A 12,160-nucleotide genomic window follows, 5' to 3' on the forward strand; every position below is an offset into this window, starting at 1 on the left:
CCGCGCCGCCGACACTGGCGGCGGCGATGGCGAAGGCGCTGGGCGTTCATGATCCCGGTTCCGAGCCAGGTGCGGATTTGGTTGGCGGTCAGCCGGACCGATATGCGTCGCGGGATGCAAGGCCTCGCTCTGCAGGCTCAGGATTGCGCCATGGCCTGCAGTCGGTGAATATGTGTAGCGAAAGCGGAGCGTTTTGAGCGGGGCGGGACCAAGAGATTGCGCAGAGCCGACAAGATCAAAACGAAGCGTTGCAGTGCTCCTGGTGATCGGAAACCTTGCATCATCCGCTCCCGTTTTCGCAGCGGCACATATGCATTCTCCGGCCGGTTGTTCAAATCCCTTGTGCGACCAATGCTCGACGTCCGGCATCACCTGTCGCCTGGCTGCTCCATAGGAGCGCAACGATGGCGATTGTAGCTGACGGTCGCGGTGTTCATGACATCGGTCTATGCTGCAAGTCCCTGAACGCGAGTTAAGTTGATAACGCCCGAACGTGGAACACCGTTCGCATAAAGGCTTGAACAACCGGGCGGAAATTCTCACCTGCCGTTCCAAAAACGGGAACGAACGCGACAGGGTTTCCGGTCGGTCGTCATTGCAGCATTTCGTGTCGATCTTCTCCGCCAAGCGACAACACGTGACTTGAGAGTGGCCTTGATTGGAAAGCGGCGCTTCACGAATTTTTGTAGCGCTGCAGCGACGCCTTTTTCACCTCGCTCATGATCCAGGCTTCCATTTGTTCCTGCTCAGGCCCCTCAGTAAGCAGGGTTTCGACCATGTCTATGGGAACTATGACCGCTCCGTCCTGATCGACGACGATCATGGTCATCAGGAAAGATCGCCACGCCTCCGCAGCTCACCGGCTGCTGCCAGGCCACGAAGGTCAGTCCTGCCACCGAAGGCGGCGCAGCGTAGCCATTACACCACACGGGCAGCCTAGTGCCGAGGACACCATCGACGTCGCGCATTACGCCATCGGTCGCCAATGCCGCGACGCCACGTTTGACCTTGCGCGCACACAGTATGTCGCCGAGGATCCCAGCATCGGTCACGCCCATAGCATCCACGACTACGACGCATCCAGGCGGCATGTCCTCAATCGCCGCCCGCGCTCGATATTGGAGAAGCCCAGGACGCTGGGATGGCGAGATCCTCGCGCGCCGGCACGAAGCGTAATGTAAAGGCGGGACCGGCGATCCGCGGCTGGCCGGGCAACAGGGGTTTCGCGCCTCGAACCCAGATGTTCCTGAGACCTTTTTGAGCAGGATGGTTGTGATTGTTGCTGTTGATATGCCTTTGAGGGCTTCGATGTCCTGATCGCTGAGTGCCATGTAAGTCTCCATCAAATGCTCGGGATGAGGCCGCCGTCTACACGGACGACGCTGCCGGTGATGTAAGATGCGCGCCGACTGGCCAGGAAGGCGACAACATCGGCGTATTCTTCAGGGTCGCCGTAACGCCCAAGCGGTATCGAGGCCTTGCTTTCGCTACTGACGCTTTCCACATCGCGTCTTTCGCGCTTTGCCTTCTGTTCATCGAGGGCCTTTATGCGCTGTGTAGCTATCCGTCCCGGTATCACGATGTTGGAGGTAACTCCGTCCAGGCCCACCTCGCTGGCCAGCGTCTTCGACCAGCCACAAGCGGCAGTCTAAGTGCATTCGACAAGCCTAAATTGGCGATCGGCGCCACGACTCCCGAAGAGGTAGAGGTGACTACACGCCCCCGCGCTTGCGCATGCTGGGCAGGACGGCGTCGGTGAGGGAGATCACCGAAAGCACCAGAACCTCGAAATGCTTCAGCCACGCCGAGGGCATCAGCGCGACCACACGACCAATATCCTTGCCGGCGCCGGCGACCAGCACCGATTATCCGGAAAACTCTTGCGAAGTCATGAGGTCAGTTCACCGGTGCGTTTTACCTGCAGATGATCGGCGCAATCAGAATAGCGAAGGGTCATAGGCGTGCGCCGCTTTGCCTGTCAAAAATGTGAGCCCGGCGCGGATCGATCTTCAGTCTTACTTCTTCACCAGGTCGGACCGTAAGTCGATCCTTGACGATAGCGTCGATAGGATCATCGCCAAGTTTGGCGAATATCTGTGTCTCGGAGCCGGTCGGCTCCAGCACCGAAACCGTTGCCGACAAACCGTCGGGCGCGATGTCGATATGTTCGGGACGTATGCCGTAAATGACCGGCTGGCCGCCCTGCGCCCTCGCCCCGTCAGCCGGCAGCACAGATCCGGTATCCGACACAAATATCTGCCTGCCGTCCTTCGAATCGACCTTGCCCTTGATGAAGTTCATCGCCGGCGAGCCGATGAAGCCGGCGACGAAGACGTTCCCCGGATTGTCGTAAAGATCGAGTGGTGCGCCGACCTGTTCCACCTTGCCGTCCCGCATCACCACGATCTTGTCGGCCATGGTCATCGCTTCGATCTGATCATGGGTAACATAGACAGTCGTAGTGCCGAGGCGTTGATGCAGTTCCTTGATTTCGACACGCATTGCAACACGAAGTTTGGCGTCGAGATTCGATAAAGGCTCATCGAACAGAAAGACTTGCGGGTCGCGCACAATGGCGCGTCCCATAGCCACACGCTGGCGCTGTCCGCCCGAAAGCTGTTTCGGGAACCGGTCCAGCAGCTTGCCCAGATCGAGAATTTCAGCCGCCTCGTTCACCTTGGCATCGATCTCCGCTTTCGGCCTGCCCTTCATTTTGAGCGAGAAGCCCATGTTGTCGGCGACGTTCTTGTGCGGATAGAGCGCATAGTTCTGGAACACCATCGCTATGTCGCGGTCTTTTGGCAGAACATCGTTCACCACCCGGCCGCCGATGCGGATCTCACCGCCGGATATCGCTTCGAGACCGGCGATCATGCGTAACAGGGTGGATTTGCCACACCCCGATGGGCCGACTAGGATGACGAACTCGCCATCGGCGATATCGACATTCACACCATGGATGACCTGGACGCTTCCGTAGCGCTTGACGATGTTCCTAACGGTGACCTGAGCCAACTGGCATCTCCTCTACTGTGGCAAAGCGGTCTGCATCTTGTCTTCAGCCCTTGGGCAGATGCGGCGATTTCATCTCAACACTGTCTTCGAATTCGAACGTGCGTGTGATTAGCGGGTTCACCTCAATTGCACCTGAAGAGAGCACGGCTACGCCGCGTGGAAAACATGCTCATAGCGGAACACGTGTTCGGCACGTGCTTCGCGCACCATCGCTTTGCCGACGTCATCGGCGATCTGAATATGACGTCGAGTTCTATTGGGCTGAACCATGCGGCCTCCTCAAGCCGAGTCATTGCTATCACACGGCGTGTTGGCTAGCAATATTCGGATATTGCATTGTTGCAATAAATGATTTAGCGTGCACCTGCTTCTTTACCGACTCCATCGCGATGGCGGCGAAGATAATCACGAGGATTCGCATGACCATAAGATTGCTTCACCAGACCGACCTCTTTCGTCCCCATATCGATCCGGACGATCACTGGGACCTCGCTTGCGTTTATGCTCTTGCCGCATCGGGCCAACTCGAGCTCGGCGGCGTACTGGTCGACTTCCCGCCCGATGATCCGCCAGGCGTCAGTCCGGACGTCACCGGCATTGCGCAGCTAAGCTACCTCACGGGGTTGCCAACCCACATGGCGGTCGGCTCCTCCGTTCCCTATACCCATGACCGGGCGTCGCTTGCTGCCCTTCCCAGACGCGACCGCGCCGGTGCGGAGTTCCTCCTCGACTATCTCCGCGACAGCGAAGGGCCGGCCTACATCAGCATCGTGGGCTCCTGCCGCGACCTCGCCATTGCGGCCAAGCTTGATCCGGATCTTTTCCGTAACAAATGTGCCGGGATCTACCTCAACGCAGGCACGGGCCATCCCGATGTCGCGAAGCAGGGAGGGACAGAGTACAATGTTGAGCTCAATGCGGCCGCTTACGCCGCCACGTTCGACATCCCGTGCCCGATTCATTGGATGCCATGCTTCGAGACCCTGAGGGATTACACGGAGAGAAAGGTCGAGCAGTACGGTACTTTCTACCGTTTCAAGCAGAGCGACGTTCTGACAAAGTTGTCGCCCGTCCTGCAAAGCTACTTCACCTATTCCCTCGAGGCACGAACGGATGCGCGCTACCTACAGCCGCTGCTGGCGCCGCGGGGCGATGCATCGAGCTACTTGACCCTCCGTGCCCATCGCGACATGTGGTGCACCGCCGGCTTTTTCCACATGGTGTCCCAAGCCGTGGACAAGGCGGGCAAGATTATTGCGGGGTCCAACGCAGACGATGCCATTTTTGGCTTCCGCCCCGTCGACATTAAGTGCGATCGGAATGGGGTGACGACGTGGACGAACGCCGGTGCGGACTCCAATCGTTTCCTGTTCGAGGTGAAGGATACCGATAGCTATGCTAGCGCCATGACTGTTGCCATGGCGACGTTGCTGGGGAATATTCGTTAGCCGTAAGCCGAACCAGTGGTTGCCACTTCCAATTAGAAGCCTTTCCGCCGTTCTCGCGAATGAGTGGTCGGGTTTCTGGCGCAGTAGCGGCGGCCCTCGCCGTTGCCGCGAAGCGAACGAGTCGGCGCTATCAACGTGTTATCCTGGCTGCGTTGCGGCGCAGACAGGAAGCTGGTGCAGCGCCCCCAGTTGCCCGCCCGCCCTCCGGCCCACGTCTCGAGATGCGAGGTGCCGTCGCGACGGGCGCCTCCTTCGTTCAAGCTATGGCTCTGCGGTGGCTTCCGGCGCCAATGGAGAACCGCTAAGTCAAACTCCAGCTCAATCACGAGCAGTTCGAGGTCGCGTACTAAGGGAGGAAATTGGCGGGTCCGTCGCTAGATCTTCGAAAGGTTCGCTACGTCTTGGCGGTCGTGGAACAAAGGCAGCTTTGACAGGCGGCCTCGAAGCTCGATATCCCGCAATCGACGATCTCTCGGCGTGTGGCGCAGTTGGGAACGAAGCTTGGGCATTTCTATCTGCGACGTACTACCAGGGCGTGGGGCTGACGCCTGCCGGCCAACGTTTAGTTGAAGGCGCGCGGGTGCTTTGCACTTCACGAATGCATTAATCACGCAGAGATGCTGAATGCGCCGAGCCCCCTCTGCCGAGCGGGGCTGAACGCCTTCGCGGAAAATCAGTCGGCGAGGGAGGCGGCGTTCAGAGGATGCGAGGTCGTGCTTTCAGACGAAGAGCGCTACGGCATCTTGTCGAGAGCCGCGAAGATCGATGTCACACACTGTCCCTCCGTTTACCGCCACGATGCCCGGTTTCATTCCGCCTGCGGCGGCCGAACCGGAGGTATCATAAAGGATGGCGCATTGAGGTCCCACGCGAATAAATCTGTGCACGGACACAAACCGCGTCCTTGGGGTCTTTCGCGGCAGTCGAACACTCGACTGCACCCAGAGCTAGATTCTGCAACTGAAGGGCGGTCGGCCAGCCTGACCGACCTCAACGCGGAAGAGGTTGCCGGACTCGGGAAATCGAAGAAGTTCATCAGACGATTGCCTGGTTCGCCGTGAGGTTATGAACAGTGCTCTCAGATCTTCGCCGCCAAGTGCCACACAGGTCGGGGCCATACTCGGCATATCCACGCGATCTGTTAGGTGACCGTTTCGATCGATACGAACGACACAGCCGCCTCGTAGCCTGGCGCTCCAGTAGCCCCCTTCAATGTCCACGGTGGCGCCATCAGGCGATCCCGGGGCGATGTTGGGGCCTGCCAGCGGGCCTATCTCGGCAAGATCCGAAAATTGCGGAGCCAGGGCGAAACGCCGGATGGTGCCTTCCGTTGTGTCGGTGAAGTACATGATCCGGCCGTCGGGCGAAAAAGCCAGTCCGTTGGCCGCCGCTACGCCACCGAAGAGCGTGACGACCTCGCCATCGGGAGCGACGCGATAGACGCTTCCGACTGGCTCACGGCTGCGTTCATTGTATGTGCCCAAGACGATCCCGCCGTAGGGATCGATCGCGGCGTCGTTGACACGGGTTTGCGCAAGACACGGCTCGATCTCGGCCACTTGTGAGAAGTGGGTGAAGGTCGGGTCCGTGATAACAATAGACTTAGGAAAGCCAAGCAAGAAGCCGCCACGCGCGCGTGGAAAGACGAACGCAGCACGATTGGGAAGTTGCCGCACTGCTGCAACCCTCCCGTTGTCGTCCCAGCGGAACACGCACTTTGCTTCAATATCAGTCCACCATAGGCTCTGGTCCGATGCGCTCCAGTTGCATCCTTCGCCCAGCAGGTTGCGGCAATCGAACGCCGTGTACGCGTGATGAAGCCGCATTCACTTTGCACTCTGCAGATTCCGCTTCCGCAGTTCGGCAGGATCGACAGCGAAGGGTTCGAGCTTTTCGTGTTCGAACACCACCCCATGTCCGGGTGCCTCAAATGGTAAGGCCACTCCGTTCTCGAGGCGAAGCGCCGTCTGAAGCACGCCCATCTCGGAGAAGCTTCCGCCGTGCACGCATTCGAGGATGTCCGCGTTGTCGATCGCACACATCACCGCGACGGACAGTTCGGACATGTAGTGGGGCGCCATGGTGCGGTGGAAGGACGCTGACAGATTGGCGATCTTCAGCCACTCGCTGATACCTCCGACGCGGCACACGTCCGCTTGGACGACGTCGACGGCGTCGGCCTGGAGATAATCGGCAAACTGATGCCGCGTATATAGACTCTCGCCGACCGCAATGGGCAGCGCTACGAAGCCGCGGAGGTCGGCGTGCCCGCGAATATCCTCGGCATGGAGAGGCTCTTCGATCCAGCCAAGATCGAACGCTGCGAGCTTCTGCAGGCGGATCATGCAGTCGGCCACATTCCAGCGCTGATTGGCATCGACGAACAGTCGTCGCGTGGGACCGATCAGTTTCTTCACGGCTACGATACGATCGAGATCTTCTTCGGCGTTGTCTCGACCGATCTTGATTTTCACCGCCTTGTGGCCCGCTGCCAGGAATCCATCGACCTGGTTGAGTAGAGCGTCGCTGTCGAGGAAGAGGTCTATGCCACTGCCATAGGTGGGGATGCTGTCACGCCGCGCGCCGAGCAGACGGAATAATGGAACGTCGTACCACTTGGCCGCGATATCCCATAGCGCGATGTCGATCGCGCCCAATGCGAGGGTGTTGATGCCGCCGGTGCCGCTGCGATGCAATTGGCCGTGGAGAAACGACCAAAGCCGTTCGATCTGTCGCGGATCTTGTCCGACAAGCATCGTTCGGCAATAATCATCGATCAGGGCGAGGACGGCGCTTCCGCCGATCCCTGTCGTGTAGGCAAAGCCCTCGCCAACGATTCCGGCGTCTGTGGTGACCCGGGTGATGATGAATTCGAGGTTCGCGACGCGGTGTGTGGCGTCCTCCCAGGAGACTGTCGGCGGTATGTGATAGAGACGCGAGGCGACATCGATGATCTTCAAGGCACGGTCCTCCCCGCCATCGTGAGAACCTCGGGGTTCGACAGATTGCCGGGTTTGCCGGCCAAGACCCGTTGCAGATTTTGCACAATGCTGCGGGTGTGACGTACGCGCATTTCCTCGGTCCACGCGGCGATGTGAGGCGTCGCAAGGACGCGCGGATGAATAACAAGCGGATCCCTCGCCGAAGGCGGCTCCGTGTCAAAAACGTCAAGCGCGGCACCAGCGATCTGTTCGCGATCCAAGGCTCGTAGTAGCGCGCCAGTGTCGATGAGTCCTGCCCGACCGGTGTTGATGATATATGCGCCGCGCCCCATCCGATCGAGCTTATCTGCACCGATCATGCCGCGCGTTTGCGTGCTGAGCCGCGCGTGCAACGTCACGATCGCCGAGCGTGCCAGAAGTTCGTCGAGGGAGACCGGTTCGACCCCGAGGGTTTTCAACTCGGCGGTATCGACGTAAGGATCATGGGCGATGATACTCATGCCAAAGCCGGAAAACTTCTCGGCGACGACACGACCGATTGCCCCAAAGCCGACGATACCAAGTGTGCGACCATGCAGCTCGATGCCCGTGAATGCGAGTTGGGGAGAGCCCGCGCCGCGCCCCCACACCGTGCCACGATAAAAGTTCTCCCCGACGTCGAAGTCAGGGGAGCGGGACCTAATCCATGCAGCGGCAGGGATAAGGTGTCGAGTAAGCCCCAGCGCGAGAGCAACCGTGAACTCTGCAACCCCGTGATCCGTTCGCCCGACAGTGTGCAAGACGGCGATCCCCCGCGCCGTGGCGGCCGCCACATCGATGTTCGCTTGCGGGGCCGAGCGCACTGACAGGATGGCGCGAAGGTGAGGTGCGGCAGCCAGCAGTTCCTCATCGAAACACTCGTATCCCGCTATCACCACTTCCGCACTAACTATTGCGTCCATTAGCTGCTTGCGATTGCCGAACCACTCGCCGGCTGCCCAGCCGAGCAACTTGAGCTCACTCATTTCGCGGAGCGAGGCAATACCCTCAGGGCTGAGGTCTGCTGTGGCCAGGACGCGAGGTCGGCCACTGACCAATCTGATGGCGGCTGTGCTACTGGGCATCTAGGAGATAAACCGGGTGATCGTTATTTTCGTATTGCGCGGTCACGACAGGAACGATCGTCGATTCGTTGATGCGCGCACAGAACTCCACGTCGTGCTGCCGACCATTGACAATGAAGCGGCGCCCGGTCATCGAGCTCAGCAACACCTTCACGGCATTATTTTGTGAGGTTGTGAAGCCGCGAGCCAGCGACGCAGAGTCGTCGAGTTCAACAGCGCCATCCTTCGCAAATTCACAAAACTGTGAAACGATCATTCCGGCGCAATAGCTATCTTCAATCGCGATACGTGAGTTGCGCAGTTGGCCCGAGCAGATGATCGTGATGTCTGCATTGCGCGATGACGCCTCCGCGAGCGCGCGCCGGGCAACCGCATCCAGGTTTCGCAGCGAACCAATCAGCACCAAAGCCGCACCTTCTGCCGCGAGAATGGCTGGCGTGCCATTGGCCGTTGCCAGCATCGCAGAGCGGCCCAACAGATCTAGTCGGGACAGGAGGGACGGCGAGGGCTCATGATCGAATCCAATGGGTGGGGATCCATCATCCTGCTCCGCGCAGATAACGCCATTCTCGCCCACGGCGGCGCGCGCTTTGGCGACATCCGAGCGAAATCCGCCGACAAACACACGTTTGCTGCCAGCGTCGAAAAGTCCGACGAGAGCTGTCGTGGCGCGGATCACATCCACGATAATGCACACGTCTCCGACAATAGCCAGTGGACGGGTGGGAAGGAAAGCAACCTTAATCTTCATGCGCAAGCGGTTCGGTTTTTCATCAACTCTGCAATCTGTCTCTCATCGGGCAATGCCGGAACCACAAGCTTTCTCGTGACTGCGAGGGCGCCCGCGGCGGTGCCGCGGCGAACGGCGTCAGCGAGGGTCAATCCACGCGCCAGCCCTGCAGCGAGTGCCCCGTTGAATGCGTCTCCGGCCCCGGTAGTGTCGACGACGTCGACTGGGTAGCTCGCGATCTTGGTCAGTCCGTCGGGGCCGGCAATCAAGGCACCATCCGTTCCCAGCGTCATGACGACGTGCCCCACACCGAGGCCGCGCAATCTTGCCGCCAAATCGGCGTCGGCCTGCCTGTCGTCCGCGTCGAGCCCCAGCAGGATGCGCGCTTCTGACTGGTTCGGCGTGAGGATGTCAACGTCAGCAAGGATCTCCTTCGGGAGGGCGCAGCCAGGTGCGGGATTAAGGATAGTCGTCAGGCCCCGCGCCTTGCCGATGGCAAGCGCGCGGGCCGCCGTCTCGACTGGAATTTCGAGCTGCGTGAGTAGGATGGCCGGGCTCCTCCAAGAGGCGGCGAACGTTTCGACATCGGTCGCCGTGAGCCGCGCGTTGGCGCCGGGATCGGTGATGATGCGGTTCTCGCCTGCGGCGTCGAGAATGATGATCCCGGCCATCGTGGGTGTTTCGGCCGTCTTCACCACCGCCGAGCAGTCGACGCCTTCGGCGCGCCAGAGTTGCAGTGCCTCGTCACCGAATTTGTCGGCGCCAACGCCCGCCAGCAGTTTGCATCTGGCACCGAGTCGCGCAGCTCCGATAGCCTGATTAGAGCCCTTGCCGCCATTTCCGAAGGCAAACCCCGACCCCAGCAGGGTTTCGCCCGGCGCTGGCACGTCGCCTACAATCCAAAACGCAACTCCGTATGAGCCGACGACATAAACTTCGCAGGTGGACATCATCTCCTCCGGCCGATCAATTGGCGTGGTTGAGCGATCGAGGCGCACTTGCGCTCGATCCAGCCGGTGTAAATGTAGCGATCGGCTCGGTAGGACGAGGACGAAAAGTAAATAGCGCGATCGGCCGTGTCGAAGGCGGTACGGTCGATTTGCAGCACCGCAGTGCCGCTCGGCACGTCGAGTGCTTTTGCCAGTCTGGCACGCGCGGTGCCGGCCCTTATCTCCTGCCTCGCTCGCGCAAGAGCCACACCAAGCTGCCGCTCGATGACCGCGGTGAGAGAGGTGTCGTCAAGGTCGAGCTTTTCCATCTGGCGCCCGATCGCCGCGATGAACGAAACTGTCTCAACCGCTACGACCTCGTCGTCGATCGTTCGCACGCGTTCGATGGTCAAGACGCTCTCAGCGGTCGGCACGTTAAGTGCGGCTGCAACCACGGCGTCAGCGGAACGCCAGTCGACCGTCACATGCCGAGTACCGGGCCGGAATCCGCGCGCTACGGCTTCTTCCGAAAATCCTGAAAGAGTAAGCAGGTCCCGGCCGATGTGACGTTTCGCAACAAACGTCCCTTTGCCAGCGCGTCGATATAGCAAGCCTTCACCGACAAGGGCGAGCACCGCCTGGCGCACAGTGCTGCTGCTGAGCTCGTGCTGCTTCATCAACTCCATCTCAGTGGGGAGTTGATCGCCAGCATCGAAGACGCCGCTTTCGACCTGAGACCGAATGATATCGGCGAGCTGAATATGAAGTGGAGTTCTACGGGGCATGAACCATGCGGCCTCCTCAAGCCGAGTCATTGCTATCACACGGCTTGGGTGGGTGGCAATATTCGGTTATTGCATTTTTGCAAGGAAAGGCCTAGTTCAGGGTTTCGGAAGTCAGGAGGCCGTCGCATGACTTCCATCCTGATTTGCCGCGCGGCGCCTGATGAGGGCCGTACGCAATGGCAGGGCATGGTGTATGTTCGATGACAGTCTTCGATTTGGGCCGCTGCATTAGGTCAATCGCTCGAAGATGACGTTGATGTCAGTCATTGCAGCAAGGCGATATGATCTGCATTCCATCAGATGGATGATCTGAGCCCTGTTGCCCTCACTTGGCTCGCATTGGACGACTGCAGGTCTGATGCGTTCGTAGTCAATGGCCTTAATGAGATCGTGATCCAGTCCTTCGCAATCAATCGATAAGAAATCGACCTCATTGGCATATGGGGTCAATAGTTCATTGATGCCGATCGCGCTGACCTCGATATGTTCTCGGATACCTCCTATACCGTTGAAGTCGCCGAAACTTTCAACATGTGCCTGATCCACTGAGGAAAGCTCATGGGCGTTTCCGATGAAGAGCGTGGCAGACGCTTGCGGAGCGGGCAAGACAACGGATCGCACGAGAATGTCTTCCGGGCGCGCAGTGCGGATCAGCGCTTCCAATTGCGGATTGGGTTCAACCAGAACACCTCGTGCGCCTCTTTGGTACATAAGAAAGGTACTTGAGGTAGAAATGGGGTGATTAGCGCCGATCTCGACATAGAACACACTGGCCCAAGATCTTTGGCTCTTGCAGAGTTTTGCAGCCAAGATTCCCTCGACAATAACGTCTTCTCCGGCTTGTGCGTAACTAGCCGGCGCAAAGTGCTTGATCCGAGAGTTCGGCAGATTGAGCCTTGTGACCTCTTGGTTTATGGACTGGTTTTCAAACTGGGACAGCATAGCTCGCACTCCGATGTAACCTGCGATGTGGGACGGACCGCTACGACCGGTTTGTCGCAGCGGCTCTTGCTGATCATTCCAGCAATCGCCGTGCCACGTGCGGGATGCGGTGCTCCTTACTTAGCAAGAGTGAGCCACGCGCGCCCGCTGGAATGACCGCGACACTTTTGTCGGGTTCGCTACTTCGGCGCCACCAACGTCTGGCGACTTGCCGTAGTGGTTCAGTGTTCAGTGCTTCTTTTGCAATGTTCAAACGGCTGAATGGG

Annotated in this window: 10 protein-coding genes and 5 pseudogenes; 3 read left to right on the plus strand and 12 right to left on the minus strand. The window is 59.3% G+C overall.

Going from position 1 to position 12,160, the window contains the following annotated elements:
• Window positions 1–137: 137 nt before the first annotated feature.
• Window positions 138–405 (minus strand): annotated as a pseudogene (locus ACZ89F_RS25540) (DDE-type integrase/transposase/recombinase); the annotation flags it as partial.
• A gap of 82 nt (window positions 406–487) precedes the next feature.
• Here ACZ89F_RS25540 and ACZ89F_RS25545 point away from each other — a divergent pair.
• Window positions 488–631 (plus strand): annotated as a pseudogene (locus tag ACZ89F_RS25545) (DDE-type integrase/transposase/recombinase); the annotation flags it as partial.
• 42 nt (window positions 632–673) lie between these two features.
• On the opposite strand, the pseudogene ACZ89F_RS25550 reads toward ACZ89F_RS25545, so the two are convergent.
• From ACZ89F_RS25550 to ACZ89F_RS25565, 4 genes and pseudogenes are all read right to left on the minus strand, one after another.
• A pseudogene (locus ACZ89F_RS25550) lies at window positions 674–1,331 on the minus strand (ribonuclease activity regulator RraA).
• Between the two features lie 11 nt (window positions 1,332–1,342).
• Window positions 1,343–1,784 (minus strand): annotated as a pseudogene (locus ACZ89F_RS25555) (SDR family oxidoreductase); the annotation flags it as partial.
• 169 nt (window positions 1,785–1,953) lie between these two features.
• Complete coding sequence (locus ACZ89F_RS25560) at window positions 1,954–3,015, minus strand: ABC transporter ATP-binding protein (protein ID WP_476094774.1); 1,062 nt, start codon at window positions 3,013–3,015, stop codon at window positions 1,954–1,956.
• Window positions 3,016–3,162: 147 nt separating this feature from the next.
• A complete protein-coding gene (locus tag ACZ89F_RS25565; protein WP_476094776.1) occupies window positions 3,163–3,285 on the minus strand; it encodes a hypothetical protein in 123 nt (40 codons plus the stop codon).
• Window positions 3,286–3,434: 149 nt separating this feature from the next.
• On the opposite strand from ACZ89F_RS25565, the gene ACZ89F_RS25570 reads away from it, so the two are divergent.
• A complete protein-coding gene (locus ACZ89F_RS25570; RefSeq protein WP_476094777.1) occupies window positions 3,435–4,463 on the plus strand; it encodes a hypothetical protein in 1,029 nt (342 codons plus the stop codon).
• A gap of 443 nt (window positions 4,464–4,906) precedes the next feature.
• A pseudogene (locus tag ACZ89F_RS25575) lies at window positions 4,907–5,008 on the plus strand (hypothetical protein); the annotation flags it as partial.
• A gap of 402 nt (window positions 5,009–5,410) precedes the next feature.
• Here the strand turns inward: ACZ89F_RS25575 and ACZ89F_RS25580 are convergent.
• The 7 genes from ACZ89F_RS25580 to ACZ89F_RS25610 form a co-directional block, all read right to left on the minus strand.
• Window positions 5,411–6,289 (minus strand): SMP-30/gluconolactonase/LRE family protein, encoded by an 879-nt coding sequence (locus ACZ89F_RS25580; protein ID WP_476094778.1) that lies wholly within the window; start codon window positions 6,287–6,289, stop codon window positions 5,411–5,413.
• Window positions 6,290–7,423: a mandelate racemase/muconate lactonizing enzyme family protein gene (locus ACZ89F_RS25585; RefSeq protein ID WP_476094780.1), complete on the minus strand. Its 1,134-nt coding sequence runs from the start codon at window positions 7,421–7,423 to the stop codon at window positions 6,290–6,292. It lies immediately after the preceding gene.
• Window positions 7,420–8,508, minus strand: a complete 1,089-nt coding sequence (locus ACZ89F_RS25590) for an NAD(P)-dependent oxidoreductase (protein ID WP_476094782.1) — start codon at window positions 8,506–8,508, stop codon at window positions 7,420–7,422. The genes ACZ89F_RS25585 and ACZ89F_RS25590 overlap by 4 nt, the downstream gene beginning before the upstream one ends.
• Window positions 8,498–9,259 (minus strand): 2-phosphosulfolactate phosphatase, encoded by a 762-nt coding sequence (locus ACZ89F_RS25595; protein ID WP_476094784.1) that lies wholly within the window; start codon window positions 9,257–9,259, stop codon window positions 8,498–8,500. The genes ACZ89F_RS25590 and ACZ89F_RS25595 overlap by 11 nt, the downstream gene beginning before the upstream one ends.
• Entirely contained in the window at window positions 9,256–10,188 is a 933-nt protein-coding gene (locus ACZ89F_RS25600) for a ribokinase (RefSeq protein WP_476094786.1), read from the minus strand. The genes ACZ89F_RS25595 and ACZ89F_RS25600 overlap by 4 nt, the downstream gene beginning before the upstream one ends.
• Window positions 10,188–10,952 (minus strand): GntR family transcriptional regulator, encoded by a 765-nt coding sequence (locus ACZ89F_RS25605; protein ID WP_476094788.1) that lies wholly within the window; start codon window positions 10,950–10,952, stop codon window positions 10,188–10,190. Before ACZ89F_RS25605 ends, ACZ89F_RS25600 begins: the two co-directional genes overlap by 1 nt.
• Before the next feature lie 228 nt (window positions 10,953–11,180).
• The gene (locus ACZ89F_RS25610) at window positions 11,181–11,894 is read right to left on the minus strand and encodes an FkbM family methyltransferase (RefSeq protein WP_476094789.1); all 714 of its coding nucleotides are present in this window, start codon (window positions 11,892–11,894) and stop codon (window positions 11,181–11,183) included.
• Window positions 11,895–12,160: the final 266 nt, after the last annotated feature.

It is taken from the genome of Mesorhizobium sp. USDA 3734 (assembly GCF_056279665.1).

Coding starts and splice junctions, on each gene's coding strand:
- ACZ89F_RS25565 (WP_476094776.1), bottom strand. CDS start 3,285: ATGGTTCAGCCCAATAGAACTCGACGTCATATTCAGATCGCCGATGAC.
- ACZ89F_RS25570 (WP_476094777.1), top strand. CDS start 3,435: ATGACCATAAGATTGCTTCACCAGACCGACCTCTTTCGTCCCCATATC.
- ACZ89F_RS25580 (WP_476094778.1), bottom strand. CDS start 6,289: ATGCGGCTTCATCACGCGTACACGGCGTTCGATTGCCGCAACCTGCTG.
- ACZ89F_RS25590 (WP_476094782.1), bottom strand. CDS start 8,508: ATGCCCAGTAGCACAGCCGCCATCAGATTGGTCAGTGGCCGACCTCGC.
- ACZ89F_RS25595 (WP_476094784.1), bottom strand. CDS start 9,259: ATGAAGATTAAGGTTGCTTTCCTTCCCACCCGTCCACTGGCTATTGTC.
- ACZ89F_RS25600 (WP_476094786.1), bottom strand. CDS start 10,188: ATGTCCACCTGCGAAGTTTATGTCGTCGGCTCATACGGAGTTGCGTTT.
- ACZ89F_RS25605 (WP_476094788.1), bottom strand. CDS start 10,952: ATGCCCCGTAGAACTCCACTTCATATTCAGCTCGCCGATATCATTCGG.
- ACZ89F_RS25610 (WP_476094789.1), bottom strand. CDS start 11,894: ATGCTGTCCCAGTTTGAAAACCAGTCCATAAACCAAGAGGTCACAAGG.